This is a genomic window from Microbacterium sp. MYb54 (genome assembly GCF_002979515.1).
Taxonomy (GTDB): Bacteria; Actinomycetota; Actinomycetes; order Actinomycetales; family Microbacteriaceae; genus Microbacterium.
This window is the reverse complement of record NZ_PCPA01000004.1, coordinates 211,445-235,332: the sequence shown is the minus strand read 5'-3', so window position 1 is coordinate 235,332 and position 23,888 is coordinate 211,445. Positions and strand designations below refer to the sequence as shown.

Sequence of the window (23,888 nt, the reverse complement as noted above, 5' to 3'; positions counted from 1 at the left end):
CGTCGATGACGACATCGTCCGCAGAGAAGCGGGTCGTGGTGGAAGCCACACCTGCCGCCCTCGCCGCCCGTGTGGCTGACCGTTTCCTGACGCGCGTGCGCGCACGTACTCGCAACGGTCGGATCGCGCACATCGCCCTCACCGGCGGTTCGATGGGCGGCGCGGTGCTGCGTGCGGCGGCCGAGCATCCTCGGGCGTCCGAGATCGACTGGGCCCTCGTGCACTTCTGGTGGGGCGACGAGCGATTCGTGCCGCGCGACGACGTGGACCGCAACTCGCTGCAGTCCCGGCAGGCGCTGCTGGATCACATCCCGGTCCCGGCGGAGAACGTGCACGAGGTCTCCGGCCCCGACAGCGGGCTGACGCTCGACGAATCAGCCTCGGCGTACGCTGCCGAGCTCGCCCGTTTCGGAAACGAGGAGCACCCCTGGCCTTCGTTCGCCGTGTGCTTCCTCGGCGTCGGACCTGATGGACACATCGCTTCCCTCTTCCCGGATCGTGAAGAGGTCACGGTGACGGATGCCGCGGTCCTCGCGGTCCGCGAATCGCCGAAGCCACCGCCCGAGCGTGTCACGCTGACGCGCCCGGTGCTCAATTCTTCGAAGCGGGTCTGGCTCGTGATGACGGGTGCCGACAAGGCTTCGGCCCTTGGCCTCGCTCTCGCCGGAGCGAGTTACACGAGTGTGCCTGCCGCCGGCGCGAAGGGCCGCAAGCGCACGGTGTTCTTCGTCGATGAGGCAGCAGCCTCCGAGGTGTCGGCCGACCTGATAGATCAGGCGTACTGAGCTCGCGCAAGTCCGACCGTCGCCATCGCGCCGGTCCAGACGAGCGCCTCTGTCAGGAAGTCGGCTTGTCGGTTCCGTCGCCGGAGCCGTCGGCCTCGGCGCCGGCAGACGACGATGCATCGCTTCCGCGAACGATCCCCAGGTCCTGACTGTCGCTGAGTACCTGCGGATGGTACCTCGCGAGACCGACGACTCCCCACACCGCGATGGCTCCGGCGATCGCGAAGATCACCATGACCCACGGCGGAGCGGCCGCGGCCTCACCGAGGATGACCATGCCGATCACGACGGCGACGAGCGGGTCGACGACGGTGAGCCCGGCGATCACGAGGTCGGGAGGCCCCGAGCTGTACGCGGTCTGGACGAAGTAACCGCCCACCGCGGCAGCGGCGAGGAGGGCGACGACGCAGATCGCCGTGATCCACTCGAACTGCCCCGCCTCGATGCGCTTGATGACGACCTTCGCGAGGGTGGCGACGAACCCGTAGAGCACGCCGGCGCCGATCACATAGAACAACGCGCGCATGCGGTGCCGCAGAATCAGCCAGCATCCGCCGAGGATGATGATGACGACCAGCAGGAGCGCGAGGATCACGAACAGTTCGCGGTCGGTCACTTCCTGTTCGGTGGCGTAGATCGCGGCGAAGAACACGAAGAGGAAGATGCCGCCGACGCAGCAGGCTATCGCCGTGAGCGACTGCTTGGTGGGTGCGTGGCCGGACACCCGCGCATTCAGGAGCGTCGTGATCACGAGCGCGATCGCTCCGAGCGGCTGTACGACGATCAGGGGTGCCTTCACGAGCGCGGCGAGCTGACAGACCACGGCGAGCCCGAGCATGAGGGTTCCGATGAGCCAGGACGGACGGGTCAGCAGTCGCTTGATCTGGTCGAGCGTGAGACCCGAAGCACCGTCGGAACCGCTGAGACGCTCGACCTTCTCGACACCGCGATGCTGGTACTGCGCTCCGAGCGACATGAAGACCGCACCTGCGAGAGCGAGCGGAATGCCCAGCAGCAAGCCGGGGTTCTGGAACGCGCCGACGAGCTGATCGCCGACATCGTCCACCGCACTCATCCATACCCCAGCAGTCACAGTACGACCCTACCTGCAGAGCCGCGCCGACTAGGGTTGTGACGTGGCTGTACTTCCGATTCGCATCATTGGCGACCCCGTTCTGCACTCCCCCGCATCTCCCGTCGAAGAGATCACGGACGATGTCCGCACCCTCGTCGCCGACATGTTCGAGACGATGGACACCGCGCCCGGCGTCGGACTCGCCGCTCCTCAGGTCGGCGTGCCTCTGCGGATCTACACCTACTCGTACACCGATGACGACGATCAGCCTTGGCGCGGCGTGCTCATAAACCCGGTGCTCTGGATGGTGCCGCTCGAGCCGGGCGAACCGGACCCGGAACTGGAGTCGGAGGGCTGCCTCTCCTTCCCCGGCGAACGTTTCGCACTGCGCCGTTCGGACCGTGTCCACGTGACAGCGACCGATCTGGATGGACTGCCGGTCTCGATCGATGTCGACGGGTGGCGCGCGCGCATCATGCAGCATGAGTTCGACCACCTCGACGGCATCCTCTATGTCGATCGCCTTTCCGACGGCGACTGGAAGACCGTGCAGAAGATCACGCGCAAGCGCGGGTGGGGACGCCCTGGCGCAAGCTGGATGCCTGGCGTGGACGACTTCGAGGGCTGAGCCACTCCCAGCAGCTCCATAGCATCCTTCGAGTTGCGTCACAGACTCGCCGACGGATAGCGTATTCGCGGCGGGGGGTTTTCGCATGCCTCCGCACCACGCTTCGGAGGGGAAACAAATCATGATGAAGATGCGCACTCGACGTGCTCTGATGCTCGCAGGTTCCGCAGTGGCGCTCTCGGTCGCGCTGAGCGGCTGCAGCGTGATCAACGGCATTCTCGGCAGCGGTTCCGGCGATGCCAACCGCGACGAGGAGAGTGGCCAGGTCACCGAAAGCGCGAACGTCGGTGTCTTCTCGGTCAAGCTCGGCGACTGCATGCTCGACACCGGTTCCGGCACGCTCACCGATGCCAACATCCTCCCGTGCAGCGACCCGCACGACCAGGAGATCTACTACGAGATCACGATGCCGGACGGCGAATTCTCCGACGCCGACATCGACACCGCAACCCAGGAGTGCGTCGGCGACGCGTTCACCACGTTCGTCGGCGTCGGCTTCCAGGACTCGCTGCTCGAAGTCACGACGCTCGTTCCCACCAAGGACTCATGGGAGCAGAACAACGACCGCGTGATCCAGTGCATCATCATGGATCCGGCCGGACAGACCACCGGTTCGCTTGCCGGTGCCGCACGCTGACCGATTGCCGAACCGAGAAGGGCCTCGCCGACATCGGTGGGGCCCTTCTTCGTGCATCCGGGTCAGCGGTCTGACGCGCGACGCGAGCCACGCACGCGGATTCGGCCGCACATGGGAGAAGGCGTCACATCCCGAGAAACATTTGGGATGTGACGCCTTCTATTGGCTCCCCGGCTTGGACTCGAACCAAGAACCTGCCGGTTAACAGCCGGCTGCTCTGCCAATTGAGCTACCGAGGAATGTGCACCGCTGAGCGGGCAACTCGACAAGCTTAGCAAACTCCCAGAGGTGTTCACGACACCGGGGCGCCCTTCGCGGATGCCGGGCGTGTCGGGGTCAGCGGCGTGAATCCGACTCCGCGTTGGGCACCCACAGCAGGTCCTTGCCCACTCCGCGGGCGACGACGTGTCCGCTTCGGAGCATGAGCGTCTCGGCGTTCAGCTCGCGGATGAAGTCGGCGTCGTTGGTGACGAGGAGCGCCGCCATCGACTGCTCCTTGCGACGACGGGTGATCGCGTCGAAGACCACGGGCCGAACCTCCAGGTCGAGGTTCGCCAGTATCTCGTCGGCGATGAGTACCTTCGGCTCCAGAATGAACGAGCGAGCGATCGCCACCCGCTGGCGCATGCCGGCGCTGAGTTCGTAGGGGAACTTCGCGGCCGTGCCGAGCGGGAGATGGAGCTCATCGAGCAGCGTCGCCACCCGGATCGACAGCGCTTTCGTGTTCACCCGCCGCTCGCGCATCAGGATCGGTTCGGCGATGACCTCGTTCACGGTCAGGCGCGGCGGGAGATCGGCCCCTGCACCCTGCGGCACGAACCCGGTGCGGTAGGTGAGGATCCGGTGTTTCCGTCCCGGTCGGCGCACATCGACGCCGCACACTTGGGCTCTTCCCCCGACGACCTTCACCGAGGGATCCGTGGAACCGGCAAGGGCGGCGACCAGCGTGGACTTCCCGGAACCCGTTGGTCCGGCCACGCAGATCAGCCCGCCAGGTGCGAGCGAGAAGGTGACGCCGTCGACCGCGCGCTTGGGTACCCCATGGCCGATGCGGTCGATCACCAGATCAGAGCAATCGATCGCGTTCGTGGATTCGGGCCGACGGGACATGTATCCATCCTGCCCTCTGCACGATCCCGGTCGGGGTTACGACTCGGCGAAGCGTTGGCGTTCCGCGTCGATATCGCGCAGACGCATCCGCAGGGCACGACCGCCGTCGGAGTCTGCCGGCACGCGCTGCACGGCACCGAGGAGCTCTTGCTTCTCGTGCTCGAGCTGGCGCAGGACGAGTCGGCGGGTGAGGTCTGCCACGGTGGCGACCGCTCGCTCTTCGTCGCGTGCAGGGAACGGCGTCATCAGCAACTCCCCTGCGAGCGAGCGATACGGCTCACGGACGCTGTTCACAGCTTCTGTCACCCACCCGGCCCTCGTGCGATCGGGGGCCGCTGCGATCGCTTCACGCACAGCGTCCAGACCCGGGGTCCGGAAGGGGGTGCCCAACGCACGATTCAGGAGCGGCTGATCCACCTGATGCCCGTATTGCAGAGCGCCCATCAGCGCATCGCGCTCGACAGCCACATCAGGGGTGCGCGGGAGGCTTGCCAGCGTGACAGGCGCGACCACCGGCGCCCCCGTCTCCGGGTCGATCTGCGGGGCCTCTCGACGCACGGGCTGCGGCGCGTATCCGCCACGGGCCGCACGCTCGACCTCGCTGCGCACCTCGGTCGGGTCCATCCCGAGCCGGCGTGCCAGGACGCGCTCGTACCCCGGCCGCAGAAGCTGGTCGCGGATCTCCGCCACGATGGGAGCCGCCGCACGGAGGGCACCGACCCGCCCTTCGACGGTCGAGAGGTCGAAGCCCCCGAGCTTGCGGTCGATCGCGAACTCGAACATCGGCTGCTTGGTGTCCATCAGCCCACGCACGGCCGCATCTCCGCGCTGGAGGCGCATGTCGCACGGATCGAGTCCATCGGGGGCGACCGCGACGAATGTCTGCGCGTTGAACCTGTCGTCTTCCGTGAAGGCACGCAGCGCCGCCTTCTGGCCCGCCTCGTCACCGTCGAACGTGAAGACGACCTCGCCCGATGCGTTGTCATCACCCATCACCCGGCGCAGCACCTTGATGTGCTCGGTCCCGAAGGCCGTGCCACAGGTCGCTATCGCCGTGGTGAGGCCGGCGAGGTGGCAGGCCATCACGTCGGTGTACCCCTCGACGACGACGACCCGGCGAGGGTCTCCGCGCGCGATGTCGCGCTTGGCGAGGTCGAGCCCGTAGAGCACCTGGGCCTTCTTGTAGATCGGCGTCTCCGGCGTGTTCAGGTACTTCGGACCGTTGTCGTCGTCGAAGAGCTTGCGCGCACCGAAGCCGATGGTCTGCCCGGACACATCGCGGATCGGCCACACCAGGCGCCCGCGGAACCGGTCATAGACACCGCGCTGCCCGGTCGAGACCAGACCGGCGTTGCTGAGCTCCTCGCGGGTGAACCCCTGCGCGGTGAGCGCCTTGAGCATGCCGTCCCAGCCCCGCGGCGCGAAGCCGACACCGAAATGCGCTGCCGCACCGGCGTCGAAGCCACGTTCACCGAGGAAGCGTCGACCAGCCTCGGCATCAGCCGTGAGTAGCTGTGCGCGGAAGAACTCTGCCGCAGCGGTGTTCGCCGCGTAGAGCCGGCTGCGACCGCTGGTCTCGGGCGCCGCTCCCCCGTCTTCGTAGTGCAGCGTGTAGCCGATGCGACCGGCGAGACGTTCTACCGCCTCAGTGAAGCTGACATGGTCCATCTCGCGCAGGAAGGAGTAGACGTCCCCTGACTCTCCGCAGCCGAAGCAGTGGTAATACCCCACCTGCTGGCGCACATGGAAGCTCGGGCTCTTCTCGTCGTGGAAGGGACACAATCCCTTGAGCGATCCGACGCCCGCCGACTTGAGTGCGACGCGCTCACCGACGATGTCGGCGATGTTCGTGCGCGCCTTGACCTCGTCGACGTCGGCCTGCAGGATCCTCGGCATCAGCGCGCCCCTTCGGCGACAGGCCGCCTTTCGGCGTGCGCGCCGGCGCCGGGACGGGCATGACGGGGCGTCCAGATGCCGACCTCGGCGGGATCGATCTCCCCCACCAGCCGGTTGTGCCAGTCGATCGCGCTCTGATCCGTGAGGCTCGCGATCTGGTCGACGACGACCCTGGCCCGCTCGGCGTCGTCTTCGGCTGCGATGAAGTCCGCTGCGAATGCGGGCTCGAGCACATCGGATCCCGCCGACCACAGGGCATCGGTCGACCAGAGGGCATCGCCTAGCCTCTTCAGCACTCGCCGCTGCTCTTTGTACACGCCCTTGCGCGCCTCGATCGTCACGATCGCCTGACCCATGATCCCCTTGAGCACGGCGATCTCGACCTCGATCACGCGCGGCACGACGACATGGGCGTTGTAGCGCACCAGCGCCGTCGTCCCGTATGCGTCGGTGGTGGCGGAGACGGCAGCGCGGGCGAAGCGACCGATCAGGTCGCTCGTGAGGTTCTTGAGCCGGGCGAGAGCCTGCCTCGAACGGTCGAAGGATGCGAGCCACATCGGCTGCGACGACAGGCGGTAGAGAGCATCGGCCAGTTCGTCTCGGGTGAAGTCGTAACCCACCCACTGCTGGATCCGTCCGACGAGTGCGTCGTGCGCGTGCGGGTCGGCGAGTTGCGCGACATCGACGTAGCCGTTGACGATCGCGTCCTCGAAGTCGTGCACCGAGTAGGCGATGTCATCGGAGAGATCCATGATCTCGGCCTCGATGCAGCGCAGGCGCCCTGGAGCACCCTCGCGCATCCAACGGAAGACGGCCTCGTCCTCCGGGTACACCCCGAACTTCAGACGCCCACCGGGATCCGGCACCGGACTGTCGACCGTCCACGGGTACTTGCACGTCGCGTCGAGGCTGGCACGGGTCAGATTCAGCCCGACCGAGCGGTCATGGTCGTCGAGCACCTTCGCCTCGAGTCGGGAGAGGATGCGCAGCGACTGGGCGTTCCCCTCGAAGCCGCCGATGTGCTCGGCCCATTCGTTGAGCGCGCGCTCGCCGTTATGGCCGAACGGCGGATGCCCCAGGTCATGGCTGAGGCAGGCGGTGTCGACGACATCGGCAGAGACGCCGAGCGCGACGGCGAGCTCGCGCCCGACCTGTGCGACCTCGAGCGAATGCGTGAGCCGGTTGCGTGCGAAGTCTGCCGTGCTCGCCGGGCTCAGCACCTGTGTCTTCGCTGCGAGCCGCCGAAGCGCCGCGGAATGCAGCACACGCGCTCGGTCACGAGCGAAGTCGTTGCGTTCGGAGCGATGGGTCTCGGCGAAGAAGCGCTCGGCGTCTCGCGCGTCGTAACCGTCGGCGCGCAGTCCGATCTGAGGGTCAACCACCACTGTTCTCGATCTCCGCTCCACGCATCATCTCCGAAGCCGACGATGCGAGCTCCCGCGATTCCAGCCATTTGTCGGGCAGTGCCGTTCGTTTGGGGTGACCCGATCGACCACGCTGCCCTTCGGCATCCGCACCGGGATAGGGGGCGGTGCGATCCAGTCTTCCGAGGAAGTCGTCGATCTCCGCCAGACTCGACGAGGTTGCGAGCCCGGTGCGAATGTCTCCGCCGACGGGATAGCCCTTGAAGTACCACGACACGTGCTTGCGCACATCGCGGCAGCCACGGTCTTCGTCCTCGAAGAATTCGACGAGGAGTTCGGCGTGCCGGCGGAATGCGTCGGCCACGAACCCGAGGGTCGCATCGACCGTCTTGCCCTCGCCACCGAAAGCCGTGGCGAGCTCGCCGAACAACCACGGGCGCCCAAGGCAGCCACGTCCGACCACGACGCCGTCGCAGTCGGTCTCGGCCATCATGCGCACCGCGTCGTCGGCGGACCAGATGTCGCCGTTGCCGAGCACCGGGATGCTCGTGACCGCCTGCTTGAGCTCACCGATGGCGTTCCAGTCGGCGAACCCGGAGTAGAACTCGCTCGCGGTGCGCGCATGCAGGGCGACGGCAGCCGCACCGGCGTCTTCAGCAGCACGCCCCGCCTCGAGGAAGGTCAGGTGGTCGCGGTCGATGCCCTTGCGCATCTTCACCGTGAGCGGCACGTCGCCCGCGGCCTTGACAGCCTGGTCGACGATGTCGGCGAACAGCTTCGACTTCCAGGGAAGGGCAGCTCCCCCGCCCCGGCGCGTGACCTTCGGCACCGGGCACCCGAAGTTGAGGTCGATGTGGTCGGCGTGGTCTTCGGCGACGATGATGCGCACGGCCTCGGCGATGGTCTTCGGATCGACGCCGTACAGCTGGATGGATCGCGGTGTCTCCGACTCGTGGTGCCGGATCAACCGCATCGTGGTCTCGTTGCGTTCGACGAGCGCGCGCGAGGTGATCATCTCGCTCACATAGAGCCCCGCACCGTACTCACGGCACAGACGCCGGAAAGCGGTGTTGGTGATGCCGGCCATGGGCGCGAGGACGACCGGCACGTCGAGATCGATCGGACCGATGCGGAGGGGGCGGGCTGGGGCGGTGGCGAGAGTCATGTCCCCTCTATTCTCCCAGACGCGGAGCCAGGGCGGACGCTGCGATCTAAGCTGTGAATATGACCGATTCCGCGCTCCGTACGATCCCGTTCACCGACGCGAAGGGCGAGGAGAAGACCCTCGACGACCTCGGCGCCGACGTGGTGCTGGTCGTGAACGTCGCATCCAAGTGCGGCCTGACGCCGCAGTACGAGCAGCTCGAAGAACTGCAGCGTCTGTACGGGGACCGTGGCTTCACCGTCGTCGGCTTCCCCTGCAACCAGTTCTTCGGCCAGGAGCCGGGCTCGGTCGACGAGATCCTCGAGTTCTGCTCGACGACCTATGGCGTGAGCTTCCCGGTGAACGACAAGGTCAAGGTGAACGGCAAGAACGCGTCGGAGCTCTACAAGGCGCTCAAGGCGGCGCCGGACGCCGGCGGGAAGGCCGGTCGTGTGGAGTGGAACTTCGAGAAGTTCCTCGTGCTGCCGGACGGGGACGTCCTGCGCTTCCGCCCGAAGCAGAAGCCGGACGCCCCCGAGATCGTCAGCGCGATCGAGGCGGCACTGACCCGCTAGACCGCGGCGGTCTCCGCTTCGGTCTCTCCGCGCTTGGACCAGAGGTCACGCAGAACGTTCTCGAACGCGGCGGGCGGCTGTGCGCCGCTGATGCCGTACTGGCCGTCGACGACGAAGAACGGCACGCCCTGGATGCCGTATGCGCGGGCCTGGGCCTGGTCCTGACGCACGGCCGGAAGGTACTGCTCGCTCTCCAGCGCCACGCGCGCACGGTCAGCGTCCAAGCCGACTTCGGTCGCGAGCTCGACGAGGTCATCGATGCGACCGACGTGCTTGCCCTCGGTGAAGTAGGCGGACATGAGGCGCTCCTCCAGCTCGTGCTGCAGCCCCTCGGCTTTCGCGAAGTGCAGCAGCTCGTGCGCCTTCACCGTGTTGGTGTGCTGCAGCAGGTCGAAGCGGTACTGGAGTCCCGCGTTCGCGGCGACGCCTGTCACGTTCGACAGCATCTGCTCGACCTGCTCGCGGGGCATGCCCTTGTGACCGGCGAGGAAGTCGATCTCGTCGCCGTCGAAGTCGACGGGGGTGTCGGGCGAGAGCTCGAATGAATGGAAGGTGATGTTGACCTGCGGTGCGTCCTCGTCAGCGGCGACCGCTTCGAGACCCTTCTCGAGGTTGCGCTTGCCGATGTAGCACCAGGGGCAGGCGATGTCGGACCAGATGTCGATGGAGATGGGTTCAGTCACACTTCATCCAACCGCATGGTTCTGTGAGCTATTCCAGGGTGCAGGCGCCGCAGCTAGGATTCTCGGATGCTCTCCGCCGTCGACCCCCTGCCGTTCCGACCCGAACGCGTTCTGGTGGCGGGTGTCTCCGGGGCGGGGAAGACCACCCTGTCGGGCCGCCTCGGCGCCATGTGGGGGCTCCGCCACGTCGAGATCGACGGACTGTTCCATGGCGCGAACTGGACGCCGAGGGGCGAGTTCCTCGACGACGTGCGCGCATTCGCCGCCGACGACCGGTGGATCACCGAATGGCAGTACACGAGCAAGGGCACTGACGAGATCCTCGCGCCACGTGCGCAGCTCGCGCTCTGGCTCGACTACCCGTACCGGGTGGTGCGCAGCCGCTTGATCAGGCGCACCCTGGCTCGCGGCATCCTGCGACGAGAGCTCTGGAACGGCAACCGGGAGAAGGGGCCGTGGAACCTGCTCAACCACGACCCCGAGGAGAACATCCTCGCGTGGCAGACGGCGACACTGCACAAGTGGGCAGAACGCTTCCCCGAGTTGCAGGCGCGCTTCCCGCACCTCACGATCGTCCGGCTCCAGCATCCGCGGGAGACCGAACGCTGGCTGCAGGCTCAGGCCGGGGCGTCGGGAACGTCGATCGCGCCACCGAAGCGACGGTCGCGCGAGAGGTAGATGCCGATCGCCCGCCAGAGCTCCTCGCGCGAGAAATCGGGCCAGAGCGTGTCGAGGAACACCATCTCGGCGTAGGCCGACTCCCACAGCAGGAAGTTCGAGGTGCGCTGCTCCCCCGAGCTGCGCAGGAACAGATCGACGTCCGGCATGTCCGGCACATAGAGGTTCCGACGGATCATCTTCTCGCTGATCGCCTTCGGCTTCACTCGTCCGGCTGCGACGTCTTCGGCGATCGCGCGCATCGCATCGACGAGTTCGACCCGCCCGCCGTAGTTCACGCACATCGTGAGGGTGAGCACGTCGTTGCCGCGAGTCAGCTGCTCGGCGTGCTGCAGCTCCTTGATGACGCTGCCCCACAGCCGCGGCTTACGCCCGGCCCAGCGGATGCGCACGCCCCACTCGTTGAGCTGGTCACGACGGCGGTGCAGCACATCGCGGTTGTAGCCCATGAGGAAGCGGACCTCCTCGGGAGAGCGCGCCCAGTTCTCGGTCGAGAACGCGTACACGGAGAGGTGCTTCACACCTGCCTGGATCGCACCGGCGACCACGTCGAGGAGCACTTCCTCGCCCGCCTTGTGGCCTTCGATCCGATTGAGACCCCGGCGGTTGGCCCAGCGGCCGTTGCCGTCCATCACGATCGCGACGTGCTCGGGCACGGCCGGGAACGCCGGCGGGTGCGCGCCCGTCCAGTCCAGTGGGCGATACGGCACGGCGTCCTTGTGGGTGTAGGGCTTCGGGCTCACCGTGGTCCTTCCGGAGGAATGTCGGACACATGAGCGAGCGAGCGGATGCCGCGCTCCAGGTGCCATTGGGCGTAGGCGGAGACGAGTCCGGACGCAGCTGCGGTGTCGGCATGCGAGGACGCATCGATGACGTCCCACTCCCCCGCGATCAGAGCACGCAGCAGCGTCAACGTCTTCTCGGCGACGCGCGGGCTACCGGCTGGAGCACAGTTCCCGCATACGACTCCGCCCAGCTGCGCGACGAACTTCGAGTGCGGCCCCGGGGTGCCGCAGCGCGCGCACTCGTCAAGAGATGGCGCCCACCCCGAGAGCGACATCACCCGCAGCAGATAGGAGTCGAGGATGCTGCGCGCGACGTGTTCGCCACGAGACAGCGCGCGCAGCCCGCCCACGAGGAGCAGGTACTGGTCGGGGGTCGCCTCGGAATCGCTCAGACGATCAGCAGTCTCCACCATCGCGTTCGCCGCGGTGAACCGGTCGTAGTGCGCGGCGATGTCGGTGCCGTACGAGCCGAGCGACTCGGCCTGCTGCACGATGTCGAGCGAACGCCCCTGATAGAGCTGCACGTCGGCGACCATGAACGGTTCGAGCCTGGCGCCGAACTTCGACGATGTGCGACGCACGCCTTTCGCCACCGCACGCACCTTGCCATGCCGCCGCGAGAGCATCGTGACGATGCGATCCGCCTCACCGAGCTTGTGAGTGCGCAGGATCACCGCTTCGTCTCGATAGGTGGGCACCCTTCGATTATCCTCTGTGCGCGAGAATGGACGCGTGACCGAACCGCTCTTCACCATTCCGCTGTGGGCGGACCTGCTCGGCGTCGGCCTCGGCGGGGTCCAGGGCGCGATGTTCGCATCCGGGTTCCAGGGGCAGCGACGCCTCGACTGGCTCGGCGTCGCGATCATCGGAATCATGATCGGCATGGGTGGCGGTCTGATCCGCGACATCTTGCTCGGACAGACACCCGCGACCCTCCAGAACCAGTGGTACCTGGTCACCGCGGGTGGGGCGGCGCTCCTCGGCATGCTGCTCGCGGGACTCTTCACCCGCCTCAACACGGCGATCGTCGTGCTCGACGCAGTAGTGATCGGTATGTTCGGCGCCTTCGGGACGAGTAAGGCCCTCGCCTTCGGCATCCCCGAGGTACCGGCGGTCTTCATCGGCGTCTGCGCAGCCGTCGGCGGGAGCGTGCTCCGCGACATGCTGATGGGGCTGCCGACTGCGATCATGCACGTCGGCTCGCTCTATGCGGTCGCCGCCGGCGCAGGCTGCACATTCATCGTGATCGCCGTGGCGCTGGGCATGCCCATCACGATCGCGGCCATCGTCGGCATCGCGGTGACCACCGTGATCCGCATCCTCGCCGTCACCTTCGACGTCTCCCTGCCGGAGCAGCGCCGCATCTACCGCCGCAAGGTCGCCGCCGAGACGGGCGCCATCGCGATCGTCAAGCCCAGCGCCGACCGCTGAGCGCCTCGGTCACGGCACTCACCCTTCAGCGCGGCTCCGAGATGATGCCGGCCAGACCGTCGAGCACACGCGCCAGGCCGAACTCCCACGCGACCTCGGCGTCATACGGTCCGCCCATCGACTCGCCGGCGGCCCGCCCGACCGACTGCGCGAGCGGAAGGTCGTCTCCGAGGTAGTTCGCCAGCCGCGGCCCTGCATCCGCCCAGAACGGGCCGAACTGCGCTCGTCGCGCGCTCGCGTGCATCCTCGAGGCCGCGGCCTCGACGAAGTCGACGACGAAGGAGAGCGCCGCGTCACGGTCCACATCAGACAGCCCTGCCTCGTCGAACGCGTGCAGTTCGCGATCGTACTTCGCGATCGTCCCAGGGCCGAGCGCGATCCGATGATCCTCGACATCCAGCATCCAGGGGTGTGCGCGGAGCAGAGCGAGGTTGTCCTCAGCCAAGGCCCGTACCCGCCGACGCCACCCCGCTTCATCGATCGGAGTCACCAGCATCCGCGCGTGCATCTCGTCCATCATCAACACGAGCAGGTCAGCGCGGCTGTTGACGTGCGTGTACACCGACATCGCAGTGAGCTCGAGGGACTGTGCCAGAGCGCGGATCGTCAGCGCGTCCAATCCCCCTTCGTCGGCGATCTCGATCGCCCTGGCCAACACGTCATCGGTCGAGTGCCGGGACCGTGGGCCACGGCGGCCGAACGGCCGGGCGGGTGCGTCGTTGCGCCAGAGCAGATCCACAAGATTCTTCGCCATCTCGGAATATCCTCGCTGTTCATTCGCTTAACTCTGTACGTTGTACGTAGTTTATGACAGGAGAGACCATGAACATCACCCAGACCGCCATCTCGCTCAACGTCCCCGACGTAGCCGCTTCGGCGTCGTTCGCCATGACCCACTTCGGGTTCGAGGAGGCGATGTCCGCCGAAGGCTTCATCTCCCTGCAACACCCGGACTCGCCACCCAACATCATCTTCCTCGAAACCGGGCTGCCGACATTCCGCCCGCAGGCGATCGCCGGTTCCGCGGGAGAAGGCACGCTGCTCGTGTTCGTCGTGGATGACATCGATGGAGACTTCGCGCGCATCGCGGATGCCGGAGCACGAGTCATCACTCCCCCGGAGACCGAGCCCTGGGGCGAGCGCTATTGCCAGTTCGCGGATCCGAACGGACTCATCTGGCAGTTGGTGCAGTGGATCGAGTGATCCGCTGAACGGACGACGGCGGCCGGGATCCACAGGGATCCTGGCCGCCGCCCTACGGTGATCAGACTCGGTGATCAGACCGCCGCGAGCTCCTGTCGGCGGGTGCGGATGGAGCGGTTCACGCCCGACACGATCGCCTTGAGGGATGCGGTCGAGATGTCGCCGTCGATGCCGACGCCCCACAGACGCTGGTCACCGACCTGCAGCTCGACGTAGGCCGCGGCCTGCGCGTCGCCACCGGCGCTGAGAGCATGCTCGACGTAGTCGTAGACGGTGATGTCGAAGCCCTGCCCTCGGAGCACCTCGACGAAGGCCGCGACCGGACCGTTGCCGTTGCCCGAGACGGACACCTCCTGGTCGTCGTCGCGCAGAACCACATCGAGCACGACATCGCCCGACATGTCGCTGCGGGTCTGCGTCGCGAGCAACTCGAAGCGACCCCACTTGGCTGCGGTGTCGACAGCGGGCAGGTACTCGTCGTTGAACGTCGACCAGATCTGCTCGCTCGTGACCTCGCCGCCCTCCGCATCCGTCTTCGACTGCACGACGCCCGAGAACTCGATCTGCAGCTTGCGGGGCAGATCGATCGCGTGGTCGGCCTTCAGCAGGTAGGCGACGCCGCCCTTGCCGGACTGCGAGTTGACGCGGATGACGGCCTCATACGAGCGGCCGAGGTCCTTCGGATCGATGGGCAGGTACGGCACGGCCCATTCGATGTCGTCGACCGTGACGCCCTCGGCCTCGGCACGGACGGCCATGGCCTCGAAGCCCTTCTTGATCGCGTCCTGGTGCGAACCGCTGAACGCGGTGAAGACCAGGTCGCCGGCCCAGGGGCTGCGCTCGGGCACGGGCAGCTGGTTGCAGTACTCGACGGTGCGCTTCACCTGGTCGATGTCACTGAAGTCGATCTGGGGGTCGATGCCCTGGGTGAACAGGTTGATGCCCAGAGCGACGATGTCGACGTTTCCGGTCCGCTCGCCGTTGCCGAACAGGCAGCCCTCGATGCGGTCGGCCCCTGCCATGTAGCCGAGCTCGGCGGCGGCGATCGCCGTACCGCGGTCGTTGTGCGGGTGCAGCGACAGGATCACGTTCTCGCGGTGTGCGAGATTGCGGCTCATCCACTCGATCGAGTCGGCGTAGACGTTCGGCGAAGCCATCTCGACCGTCGCCGGCAGGTTGATGATCACCTTGCGCTCGGGCGTGGGCTCGAAGACCTCGATCACCTGATTGCAGATGTCGACGGCGAACTCGAGCTCGGTGCCGGTGTAGCTCTCCGGTGAGTACTCGTAGTAGACCTTCGTGTCGGGAATGGTCTTCTCGAACTGGCGGCACAGGCGCGCGCCCTCGAGCGCGATGTCGATGATGCCCTGCTTGTCGGTGCGGAAGACGACCTCGCGCTGCAGCACGCTGGTGGAGTTGTAGAGATGAACGATCGCTTGCTTGGCGCCGGCGATCGATTCGTAGGTGCGGGCGATCAGGTGCTCGCGCGCCTGGGTCAGCACCTGGATCGTGACGTCGTCGGGGATCAGGTTCTCTTCGATGAGCTGACGCACGAAGTCGAAGTCGGTCTGGCTCGCCGACGGGAAGCCGACCTCGATCTCCTTGTATCCCATGCTGACGAGGAGCTCGAACATGACGCGCTTGCGCTCGGGCGACATCGGGTCGATGAGCGCCTGGTTGCCGTCGCGGAGATCGACGGCGCACCAGCGCGGTGCCTCGGTGATGCGGGCATCGGGCCAGGTGCGGTCAGGCAGGTGAACGTTGATCTGCTCGTGGAACGGCCGGTACTTGTGGATCGGCATCGCGGACGAGCGCTGAGTGTTCTGCATGATGGGGCTTCTTCTCTTCGTCAAGATGAACGGGCCAACACAAGCGCCGCGACGAGGAAGGCCCTAGCTTTAGGACTCGTCGCGGCAGCTAAGAAGAAGCAGACCGCCGAAAGGCATGTGGTCATGGTAGCAGGGATGCCTCGGCCGTTTCGACGAGCTGTGAGACGATCCCGGCCTTCACGACACTCCCCGGTATGAGCACATCGCAGCGTCGCCTGTCCATCGCCGCGGCATCCACCGTCGGCCTCCTGCTCCTGAGCGCATGCGCGACGGGTCCGGGAAGCTCCGCGGCCCCGACGAGCACGACCGTCCCCTCCGATCAACGCCTCGAGAATGCCCAGCCGGACCTGCCGGAAGGGCGCGTCATCGGGACCGGCACCGTGCTGGACGTCGCCGGCGACGTGCAGCTGTGCATGGGAGCGATCATGGAGTCGTTCCCTCCACAGTGCAGCGGAGTACCGCTCGATGACTGGTCGTGGGATGGCGTCGAAGGCAGCGAGACCAGCGGCGAGACCACCTGGGGCACGTATGCCGTGTATGCGACGTACGACGGTGATCGGCTGACCAACACCGATCCGCCCATCATGCTCGCGCTCTACGACCCGATTGCTCCGGAAGACCCCACCGGCGGCGTCGAGGGCAAGACGCCCGCCGAGGAACTCACCCGGATCCAGGACGACATCTCCGCCCGACTCGGCGCCGAAGCCCTCACGGTGGGCACGGATCGCGGCTATGTCTGGCTGAGCGTCGTGTGGGACGACGGCACGATGCAGGATGCCGCGGATGCGGAGTTCGGCGAAGACGTGGTGTTCGTGACCTCTGCACTGCGCGAGATCGACTGAACTACGGGATCAACGCGAGCTTGCCTCCCGGGTGGCCGGTGGCCAGGAGCCGGTGGGCGGCTCGCGCTCGCTCCAGCGGGAACGTCTCGGCCACCGGCACCACGAGATCGCCGTTCTGCGCCAGCGCGATGAGCTCACCGCGCACCTCGTCACGGAATCGGGTGCTGTCCGGCATCGATCCGGCGATCGCGAGAATACCCTCCGCTCCCGCGCGTCCGAAGGCGGCGATCGTCACTATGCGCCCACGGTTCGCGACCAGGTCGAGCGACGTGTCCACCGCTTCATCGGTGCCGACGGCGTCGAGCGCAGCGGCGATCGACCCGTCTGCCAGCACGGCGACGCGGTCGGCGAGACCGGGCCCGTATGCCACGGGGATGCCGCCGAAGCGCCGCACTTCGTCGAAGCGCTCAGGGCTCGCGGTGCCGATGACGCGGACGTCGCGCAGCCGCGCCTGCTGCAACACGCTCGCTCCCACCGCACCCGAGGCGCCGTGGAGCAGGATCGTCTCGCCGGGCGCCGCTCCCGTGACAGCGAGCATCTCGGCTGCGGTCGTCCCGACGAGCAGGAGGTTCGCCGCCTCCGGGTGCGACAGCGTCGTCGGCTTCGCGAACACCTTCTCCGCCGGGACGGTGAGTTCCGTCGCATACCCTCCGCGCACCCGGAACGCGATGACCTCGTCACCGACCTCCGCAGCCCCTGAGCCGATCCGGGTGTCCGGCCCGATCGCGCTGACCTCACCGGAGACCTCGTACCCGATGGGAACCGGGAGCGCGAGACCCGGTCGTTCGGATGCGACATGCTTCGCGTCCGCCGGGTTCACGCCCGCGGCGTGCACCCGGATCGTGACCTCACCGGCGCCCGGCGCCGGCAGGTACTCCTCGACGAACTCCCAGCAGTCAGGCGAACCCCACGCGGTCGCGATCCAGTGCTGCACCACGGGCACCCCTCCGACGAGCATCGACGACGACACCGCTCAGAGGAGGCAGCGGAGGTTGGTCACCGAGCCGGAGACGTTGCCCCAGGTGCCGGCATTCACCGTCGTGAGCACCGTGGTTCCGTTTCGTACCTGCACGGACCCGGTGCTGCGCGCGTTCGCCACGGACTTCACCGTGAAGCTCGACGGGACCGTACTCACGCTGCACGTCGCGAACGTCAGCGATCCCCCGCCGAGCGAGCTCGCGTTGTAGGCGCAGATCTTCCCCGTCGCACAGCTCCCGACGGAACGCGCCGTGATGCGTGACGCCGAAGGCACGCTCAGCTCCATCCCCAGCTCGGGCCACACGGCGTGCGTCGCGTCGATGAGCACCCCACCGGGCACCTCCTCGAGCACCGCAGCGACCAGAGGATCGACCTCGGGGTCATCGACGGCGGCATTCGCGGGTGACGCACCCAGGGTGATGACCAGCCCCAGCAGGGCCGCGGCCAGAAGAGTGCTGCGCTTCATCGAACAGTCCCCTCATCGAGGTCCCACATGCGGTAGGAGATGATCGCGCCCGCGGGGAAAACGTCATCGGCGATCAGCACGGTGCGCTCGGCACCGACGATCCGCCCGGTTTCACGAGACACCAGGATCAGGTCACTCACCGCACCGTCCGGCGACTGCACGCGGATCCCGGTAACCGCGCGGCCCAGCCTGTCGGTCGTGGTGCCCAGGGCGTCGCCGCCACCGGCCTCCTCGAGGAGGAGGAGCATCTCCTCGTGCTGCGCATCCGTCAGCGTCCACTGGTCGAGGGCCGCTGTGACCGCCATCTCCACGTCGAACGCCGTCGGGTCGACGGGCATCCCGAACGCACGGAGCATCTCGACCATGTCGTCGCGCGTCTCGCCGGGCACGGTCGTCCACGGGCTCTCGAAGTCGCCAGGCGCCATCACGAGATCGGTGACGACCTTTCCGCTGCTCGTGACCTCGGCAGCATTGCTGGCGACCGCGTCGGAGGGATCATACGGAACGCCGGCGATGATCGTCATCCGCCCCGAACCGTCCGGCTCCCAGGTCAATGTCGAGAGCTGCGGCACGACGGTCGTGGTCTTCGCGTCGACTTCGACGGCGAATCCCCAGGAGGCCGACCTGACGGTGCGGGCAGGCGCTGTGGGACCGGGTGAGTCGGCGAGAGCCACACCGGCGTTGTCCACGATCTGGGCAACCGTGCTCGAGCCGCTGAAGTCGAGCGGCGATGGCGTCCCTGCAACGGCGGCACCCTGCGGAGAGAAGACGGCGATGGCGAGAGCAGTGGATGCGGCAACGGCCGTGAGCCCGCCGGTCCAGCCCAGCGTCCGCGCGCGGCGTCGCTTCGGCGCGCCAGCCGTGCGGAGAATGCGGTCGCGAGTCGCGAGGGCCCGGGCGTCAGGCGCCGCATCACGCGGCGTCGGTGCAGGGTCGGCATCGCTCAGCATCCGCTCGAGCACGGCGTTCTCAGTCATCACCCGTTATCAGCCCCTCCAGGCCCAGCTCCTCGCGCAGGCGGTCCTGCGCGCGGCTCAGCGTCTTTCGTACCCGTGACTCAGAAGCGCGCAACAACTCCGCGATCTCCCCCACCGCGAGTCCATCCCAGTACGTGAGCATGATGATACGCCGTTGAGGCGGGGTGAGGACAGCCAAAGCCCGAACGACCTCGATGCGGCCGATATGACCTGGCCGCTCCTCCTCGCCCGACACCCCCCAGTGAACGGCATCCAGAGCACCGTGCGGCGTGGATGCGCGACCGGAGCGAGACCGTAGACGCCGGTCCGCGGCACGCAGCAGCCAGACCCTGCCGGGCGGTCGTGCGGGTCGGAGCCGCGACCAGGCGTACAGGAACACCTCGGAGACGATCTCGGTGACCTCGTCCTCGTCACCGACGACACCCTCGATGTGGTGCCGAACTGCCGCCCAATGCTCGTCGAACACTCGGGTGAAGACCTCGTTTCGCAGCGGATTCGGGTCTTCGCTGCGAACGCTCATGTCGCCGGGGTCGGCGGTCTTCCCGCCGCCATCGACGTGGTGCCCGAGCTCATCTCAGAAGCCGAGCCGGCCGAGCTGCTTCGGATCGCGCTGCCATTCCTTCGCGACCTTGACGTGCAGGCCCAGGAACACTCGTGTCCCCAGCAGCTCCTCGATACCAGCGCGAGCTCGCGCTCCCACCTCGCTGAGCCGCTTGCCCTTGTGCCCGATGATGATCGCCTTCTGGCTGTCGCGCTCCACCACGATCGAGGCGTGCACGTCGGTCAGGTCGGTGCCCTCGCGCGGCGCGATGTCGTCGATGACGACGGCGATCGAGTGCGGGAGTTCGTCGCGCACGCCCTCAAGGGCGGCTTCGCGGATCATCTCCGCGATGCGGTCTTCCTGGGACTCGTCTGTCGTGATCCCCTCCGGATACAGCGCCGGTCCCTTCGGCATCAGCGTGAGGATCTCGTCGGAGAGCACGTCGAGCTGCTCGTGCGTCAGGGCGGAGAGCGGAATGACCGCGGCCCAGTCCTCACGCAGCGCATCGACCTCGAGCAGCCGTGCAGTGACCTCATCTCGCCCGGCGGCATCCATCTTCGTCACGATCGCGATCTTCTTCGCGCGGGCGTAGCCGTCGAGCGACGCGGCGATCCGCCGGTCACCGGGTCCGACCTTCTCGTTCGCCGGTACGCAGAAGCCGATGACGTCGACGTCGCCCAGCACCTGCTCGACGAGATCGTTCAGCCGCTCGCCGAGCAGGGTGCGCGGCTTGTGGATTCCGGGGGTGTCGACGATCACGAGCTGACCCTCAGGACGGTTCACGATGCCGCGGATCGCCCGCCGGGTGGTCTGCGGCTTCTCGCTGGTGATGGCGATCTTCTCGCCGACGAGTGCGTTCGTCAGGGTCGACTTCCCGACGTTGGGGCGGCCGACGAATGTCACGAACCCGCTTCGAGTGTCGTCAGTCATCGTCTCGATCTCCTTCATCCTGCGAAGCGTCGGGTTCCCCCGCCGCACGTTCCACGAACACCGTCGCGATACCTCGCCCACGACCACGGGATGCCCCGCCCGTGAGGACCAGACCATCCAGCGTCGCTGTCGCACCGGGCTGCGGTACCTGTCCCAGCGCCTTGCCGAGCAAGCCGCCGATCGAGTCGACATCCTCGTCCTCGAGCTCGAGACCGAAAAGATCGCCCACGTCTTCGAGCGAGAGCCGGGCGCTCACGCGGTATCGTCCGTGACCTAGATCGACGAATTCCGCCGATACCTGATCGTACTCGTCGGAGATCTCCCCGACGAGTTCCTCGATCAGGTCCTCCAGGGTCACGAGCCCGGAGATCCCGCCGTGCTCGTCGATCACGAGGCACACGTGCACGGCATCGCGCTTCATCTGCTGCAGGAGCGTCTCCGCGCGCATCGACTCCGGGACGAAGGTCGCCGGTCGGGCGATCGGACGGACGGATGCCGCGCGCCAGGCGCTGTCGTCACGGTAGGCGAACTGCACGAGGTCCTTGAGGTACAGCACACCCACCACGTCGTCGGCATCGTCGTCGACGACCGGCATCCGGGACACGCCACGATTCAGGAACAGGGACATCGCCTCATCGGTGGTCGCAGTGGCATCCACCGTCACCATCTCGGTGCGGGGCACCATGACGGCCCGGACGAACTGGTCCGTGAAGTCGAACACCGAGTGGATGAGGTCACGGTCATCCTCCTCGATGAGGTCGTTCGAGGCAGCCTCGTCGACCATGCTGAGCAGCTGGTCCTCGCTGGTGAAGGAGCTGCGACCGGTACCAGGGGTGACCCGGTTGCCGAGCAGCACGAGTCCCTGGGCGAGCGGACCGAGGAAGATGCGAAGCCCGCGCACGATGGACGCGGTGCCGCGGATCATCGCCTCGGCGTGCTGACGTCCGAACGATCGCGGACTCGCCCCCACCAGCACGAACGTGATCGCGGTCATGAGGACCGCGGCGGCGAGCATCGCCCACCAGTTGTTGTCGATGAGGATCGTGAACGCGACCGTGACGAGAACCGCAGCGGTGACCTCAGCCAGCACACGGATGAAGGCGACCGCGTTCACGTGCGCATCGAGGTCGCCAGCGATCCGACCCAGAGCCTTCGCTCTGCGCCCTTGCGTCGCCATGTCGGCGAGGCCGGCGCGCGAGGTGACGCCGTAGGCGGCGTCTATCGCCGACATGAGACCGCCGAACGCCACCAGCAGCACGGCGGCGACGAGGAGGAGCGTCGCTGTCATCGACGGCGTTCAGCCGCGGCGAAGCCTTGGATGAGCTCCTTCTGCAGTCCGAACATCTCACGCTCCTCGTCGGGCTCGGCGTGATCGAATCCCAGGAGGTGGAGCAGCCCGTGCGTGGTGAGCAGGATGAGCTCGTCCATCAGAGTGTGGTGGGCGGCCTGGGCCTGCGTCTCGGCCACCTGTGGGCACAGCACGATGTCGCCGAGCAGGCCGGGAGCGGTCGGCCGGTCCTCGGTCCCAGGGCGCAGCTCATCCATCGGGAAGCTGAGGACGTCGGTGGGACCGGGTTCGTCCATCCACTGCACGTGGAGAGCCTCCATGGCGCCCTCGTCGACGAGGACGATCGCCACCTCGGCGTCCGGGCTGACGTGCAGCTGCGCGAGGTTGTAGTCGGTCAGCCGCTGCAGCACGGTCTCGTCGACGTCGATGGCTGACTCGTTGTTGATCTCGATCATGAGAGTCCTCGTTTCGGCGTGCGATCACGCGGTCCTGGTCGTTGTGCGCCCCTGCGGTCGGCGCGGTTGGCGAACTCGGCTGCTTGTTCGCGCTCGAACCGCTGCGCAGTGCGCTTCTCGTCGTACTCGCTGTACGCGTCGACGATGCGGCCGACCAGCGAGTGCCGCACGACGTCATCGCTGGTGAGCCTGGAGAAGTGGATGTCGTCGATGCCGTCGAGCACGCGGGTGACCAGGCGGAGGCCGGAAGCCCCCTGAGGAAGATCGACCTGCGTGATGTCGCCGGTGACGACCATCCGCGTTCCGAATCCGAGGCGCGTGAGGAACATCTTCATCTGCTCCGGCGTGGTGTTCTGGGCCTCGTCGAGAACGACGAACGAGTCGTTCAGGGTGCGTCCGCGCATGTAGGCGAGAGGTGCGACCTCGATCGTTCCCGTCGCCATCAGACGCGGGACGATCTCGGGGTCCATCATCTCGTTGAGCGCGTCGTACAGGGGCCGCAGGTACGGATCGATCTTGTCCGTGAGTGTGCCGGGGAGGAATCCCAGCCGCTCCCCCGCCTCGACGGCTGGACGGGTCAGGATGATGCGCGAGACCTCTTTGCGCTGCAGTGCCTGCACGGCCTTCGCCATGGCGAGGTAGGTCTTGCCGGTTCCGGCGGGACCGATCCCGAACACGATCGTGTTCTCCTCGATCGCGTCGACGTACTCCTTCTGCCCGAGCGTCTTCGGGCGGATCGACTTGCCACGAGTCGTGAGGATCGCCTCGCCGAGAACCTCGCTGGGACGCGGTCCGCCCTCTTCCCGCAGCATGCGCGCGGAGGTCGCGACGTCGCTCGGAGCCAGATCATTCCCGGCCTTGGTCATGGCGAGCAGCTCGTCGACCAACGACTTCGCCTTCGCCACGGCGTCTGTGCCACCGCTGAGGGTGATCTCGTTGCCGCGCACGAGCACCTGCACATCGCGGTGCTCCTTCTCGAGCATGCGCAGGAGTCGGTCCTGCGGTCCGAGAAGCTGGACCATGGCGATGCCGTCGACATAGATCTTCTCGACCGCCTCAGGGGGCTGACCGCCCAGGCTCCGCTCCTGCGGTTCGTGATTCTCAGGCACCGACACTCTTCTCGGTCAGTCCGCCGGCCAGGACATGGGCGTGGACGTGGAACACGGTCTGCCCGGCATTCGCGCCGGTGTTGAAGACGAGGCGGAAGTCGCCGTCCTCGGTGTGGTCGGCTGCCAGCTTCTTCGCGAAGACGACGATCTCGGCGAGCAGGCTCGGGTCGCCGGCTGCGAGCTCAGCGACGTCACGGTAGTCGGCGACCTTGGGTACGACGAGGAGATGCACGGGCGCCTGCGGTGCGATATCGCGCAGCGCGAAGAGGCGGTCCGTCTCACCGAGGATCTCGGCAGGGATCTCCCCGTTCAGAATGCGGGTGAAGATCGAGGGTTCCGTCATACCCACAAGTCTACTGATCGCCGCGTCCGCGCAGCCCTGAGCCTTCCGCACCGGCGGCTAGGATGGGTGGACACCCACCGCTCGGAGTCACTGACGCGCCGTCGATCGCGTCGCCCGAAATCGGGGGTGTTCGAGA

At 67.0% G+C, this 23,888-nt stretch carries 27 protein-coding genes and 1 tRNA gene; 8 read left to right on the top strand and 20 right to left on the bottom strand.

Features of this window, described 5'->3' with window-relative positions; all coding sequences use genetic code 11:
- Positions 1–5: 5 nt before the first annotated feature.
- Positions 6–785, top strand: a complete 780-nt coding sequence (gene pgl, locus CQ040_RS06710; protein ID WP_181156705.1) for a 6-phosphogluconolactonase — start codon at positions 6–8, stop codon at positions 783–785.
- Positions 786–837: 52 nt separating this feature from the next.
- Here the strand turns inward: pgl and CQ040_RS06705 are convergent, their stop codons facing one another.
- A complete protein-coding gene (locus CQ040_RS06705; protein WP_258131178.1) occupies positions 838–1,860 on the bottom strand; it encodes a DMT family transporter in 1,023 nt (340 codons plus the stop codon).
- Positions 1,861–1,921: 61 nt separating this feature from the next.
- On the opposite strand from CQ040_RS06705, the gene def reads away from it, so the two are divergent.
- Both def and CQ040_RS06695 read left to right on the top strand, forming a co-directional pair.
- Positions 1,922–2,488 (top strand): peptide deformylase, encoded by a 567-nt coding sequence (def, locus tag CQ040_RS06700; protein WP_105525840.1) that lies wholly within the window; start codon positions 1,922–1,924, stop codon positions 2,486–2,488.
- Between the two features lie 130 nt (positions 2,489–2,618).
- Positions 2,619–3,125: a septum formation family protein gene (locus CQ040_RS06695; protein WP_258131177.1), complete on the top strand. Its 507-nt coding sequence runs from the start codon at positions 2,619–2,621 to the stop codon at positions 3,123–3,125.
- A gap of 163 nt (positions 3,126–3,288) precedes the next feature.
- Here CQ040_RS06695 and CQ040_RS06690 read toward each other — a convergent pair.
- The 5 genes from CQ040_RS06690 to dusB all read right to left on the bottom strand — a co-directional run bounded on the left by CQ040_RS06690 (position 3,289) and on the right by dusB (position 8,660).
- Positions 3,289–3,364: transfer RNA gene (locus tag CQ040_RS06690), tRNA-Asn, on the bottom strand.
- A gap of 97 nt (positions 3,365–3,461) precedes the next feature.
- Entirely contained in the window at positions 3,462–4,235 is a 774-nt protein-coding gene (locus tag CQ040_RS06685; RefSeq protein ID WP_028501674.1) for an ATP-binding cassette domain-containing protein, read from the bottom strand.
- A 36-nt stretch (positions 4,236–4,271) separates the two neighbouring features.
- On the bottom strand, positions 4,272–6,131 hold the full coding sequence (gene dnaG, locus CQ040_RS06680; protein WP_105525838.1) for a DNA primase: 1,860 nt from the start codon (positions 6,129–6,131) through the stop codon (positions 4,272–4,274).
- Complete coding sequence (locus tag CQ040_RS06675; protein ID WP_105525837.1) at positions 6,131–7,516, bottom strand: deoxyguanosinetriphosphate triphosphohydrolase; 1,386 nt, start codon at positions 7,514–7,516, stop codon at positions 6,131–6,133. The genes dnaG and CQ040_RS06675 overlap by 1 nt, the downstream gene beginning before the upstream one ends.
- Complete coding sequence (dusB, locus tag CQ040_RS06670; protein WP_105525836.1) at positions 7,506–8,660, bottom strand: tRNA dihydrouridine synthase DusB; 1,155 nt, start codon at positions 8,658–8,660, stop codon at positions 7,506–7,508. Before dusB ends, CQ040_RS06675 begins: the two co-directional genes overlap by 11 nt.
- A 59-nt stretch (positions 8,661–8,719) precedes the next feature.
- Here dusB and CQ040_RS06665 point away from each other — a divergent pair, with 59 nt between their 5' ends.
- Complete coding sequence (locus tag CQ040_RS06665; protein WP_105525835.1) at positions 8,720–9,214, top strand: glutathione peroxidase; 495 nt, start codon at positions 8,720–8,722, stop codon at positions 9,212–9,214.
- Here CQ040_RS06665 and CQ040_RS06660 read toward each other — a convergent pair.
- Positions 9,211–9,897, bottom strand: a complete 687-nt coding sequence (locus CQ040_RS06660; RefSeq protein ID WP_105525834.1) for a DsbA family protein — start codon at positions 9,895–9,897, stop codon at positions 9,211–9,213. The two genes, CQ040_RS06665 and CQ040_RS06660, sit on opposite strands and share 4 nt — an antisense overlap.
- Positions 9,898–9,963: 66 nt before the next feature.
- On the opposite strand from CQ040_RS06660, the gene CQ040_RS06655 reads away from it, so the two are divergent.
- On the top strand, positions 9,964–10,575 hold the full coding sequence (locus CQ040_RS06655) for an AAA family ATPase (RefSeq protein ID WP_105525833.1): 612 nt from the start codon (positions 9,964–9,966) through the stop codon (positions 10,573–10,575).
- Here the strand turns inward: CQ040_RS06655 and CQ040_RS06650 are convergent.
- The gene (locus CQ040_RS06650; RefSeq protein WP_028501667.1) at positions 10,515–11,318 is read right to left on the bottom strand and encodes an isoprenyl transferase; all 804 of its coding nucleotides are present in this window, start codon (positions 11,316–11,318) and stop codon (positions 10,515–10,517) included. The two genes, CQ040_RS06655 and CQ040_RS06650, sit on opposite strands and share 61 nt — an antisense overlap.
- Positions 11,315–12,058 (bottom strand): DNA repair protein RecO, encoded by a 744-nt coding sequence (recO, locus tag CQ040_RS06645; RefSeq protein ID WP_028501666.1) that lies wholly within the window; start codon positions 12,056–12,058, stop codon positions 11,315–11,317. Before recO ends, CQ040_RS06650 begins: the two co-directional genes overlap by 4 nt.
- A 34-nt stretch (positions 12,059–12,092) precedes the next feature.
- Between recO and CQ040_RS06640 the strand changes: the two genes are divergently transcribed.
- On the top strand, positions 12,093–12,791 hold the full coding sequence (locus tag CQ040_RS06640) for a trimeric intracellular cation channel family protein (protein ID WP_105525928.1): 699 nt from the start codon (positions 12,093–12,095) through the stop codon (positions 12,789–12,791).
- Between the two features lie 25 nt (positions 12,792–12,816).
- On the opposite strand, the gene CQ040_RS06635 is transcribed toward CQ040_RS06640, so the two are convergent.
- On the bottom strand, positions 12,817–13,545 hold the full coding sequence (locus tag CQ040_RS06635) for a TetR/AcrR family transcriptional regulator C-terminal domain-containing protein (protein ID WP_105525832.1): 729 nt from the start codon (positions 13,543–13,545) through the stop codon (positions 12,817–12,819).
- Between the two features lie 68 nt (positions 13,546–13,613).
- Here CQ040_RS06635 and CQ040_RS06630 point away from each other — a divergent pair, with 68 nt between their 5' ends.
- Positions 13,614–13,994, top strand: coding sequence for a VOC family protein (locus tag CQ040_RS06630; protein WP_105525831.1), 381 nt, complete (start codon positions 13,614–13,616; stop codon positions 13,992–13,994).
- 74 nt (positions 13,995–14,068) lie between these two features.
- Here the strand turns inward: CQ040_RS06630 and leuA are convergent, their stop codons facing one another.
- Positions 14,069–15,823: a 2-isopropylmalate synthase gene (leuA, locus tag CQ040_RS06625; RefSeq protein WP_105525830.1), complete on the bottom strand. Its 1,755-nt coding sequence runs from the start codon at positions 15,821–15,823 to the stop codon at positions 14,069–14,071.
- A 194-nt stretch (positions 15,824–16,017) separates the two neighbouring features.
- On the opposite strand from leuA, the gene CQ040_RS06620 reads away from it, so the two are divergent.
- Positions 16,018–16,665 carry a hypothetical protein gene (locus CQ040_RS06620; RefSeq protein WP_258131176.1) on the top strand — a complete coding sequence of 216 codons (648 nt, stop codon included), beginning with the start codon at positions 16,018–16,020 and terminating at the stop codon, positions 16,663–16,665.
- A 1-nt stretch (position 16,666) separates the two neighbouring features.
- Here CQ040_RS06620 and CQ040_RS06615 read toward each other — a convergent pair whose 3' ends face one another.
- The 9 genes from CQ040_RS06615 to CQ040_RS06575 form a co-directional block, all read right to left on the bottom strand.
- Positions 16,667–17,623 carry an NADP-dependent oxidoreductase gene (locus CQ040_RS06615; protein ID WP_105525927.1) on the bottom strand — a complete coding sequence of 319 codons (957 nt, stop codon included), beginning with the start codon at positions 17,621–17,623 and terminating at the stop codon, positions 16,667–16,669.
- A 15-nt stretch (positions 17,624–17,638) separates the two neighbouring features.
- Complete coding sequence (locus tag CQ040_RS06610) at positions 17,639–18,109, bottom strand: hypothetical protein (RefSeq protein ID WP_105525828.1); 471 nt, start codon at positions 18,107–18,109, stop codon at positions 17,639–17,641.
- Positions 18,106–19,086, bottom strand: a complete 981-nt coding sequence (locus CQ040_RS06605; RefSeq protein WP_105525827.1) for a hypothetical protein — start codon at positions 19,084–19,086, stop codon at positions 18,106–18,108. The genes CQ040_RS06610 and CQ040_RS06605 overlap by 4 nt, the downstream gene beginning before the upstream one ends.
- Complete coding sequence (locus CQ040_RS06600; RefSeq protein WP_105525826.1) at positions 19,079–19,606, bottom strand: RNA polymerase sigma factor; 528 nt, start codon at positions 19,604–19,606, stop codon at positions 19,079–19,081. The genes CQ040_RS06605 and CQ040_RS06600 overlap by 8 nt, the downstream gene beginning before the upstream one ends.
- Positions 19,607–19,660: 54 nt before the next feature.
- Positions 19,661–20,557 (bottom strand): GTPase Era, encoded by an 897-nt coding sequence (era, locus tag CQ040_RS06595; protein WP_028501656.1) that lies wholly within the window; start codon positions 20,555–20,557, stop codon positions 19,661–19,663.
- A complete protein-coding gene (locus CQ040_RS06590) occupies positions 20,550–21,845 on the bottom strand; it encodes a hemolysin family protein (protein ID WP_105525825.1) in 1,296 nt (431 codons plus the stop codon). The genes era and CQ040_RS06590 overlap by 8 nt, the downstream gene beginning before the upstream one ends.
- Positions 21,842–22,300: an rRNA maturation RNase YbeY gene (ybeY, locus tag CQ040_RS06585; RefSeq protein ID WP_028501654.1), complete on the bottom strand. Its 459-nt coding sequence runs from the start codon at positions 22,298–22,300 to the stop codon at positions 21,842–21,844. Before ybeY ends, CQ040_RS06590 begins: the two co-directional genes overlap by 4 nt.
- A complete protein-coding gene (locus CQ040_RS06580) occupies positions 22,297–23,322 on the bottom strand; it encodes a PhoH family protein (RefSeq protein ID WP_258131216.1) in 1,026 nt (341 codons plus the stop codon). Before CQ040_RS06580 ends, ybeY begins: the two co-directional genes overlap by 4 nt.
- Positions 23,323–23,401: 79 nt before the next feature.
- Positions 23,402–23,752, bottom strand: a complete 351-nt coding sequence (locus tag CQ040_RS06575; protein WP_105525824.1) for an HIT domain-containing protein — start codon at positions 23,750–23,752, stop codon at positions 23,402–23,404.
- Between the last annotated feature and the right edge of the window lie 136 nt (positions 23,753–23,888).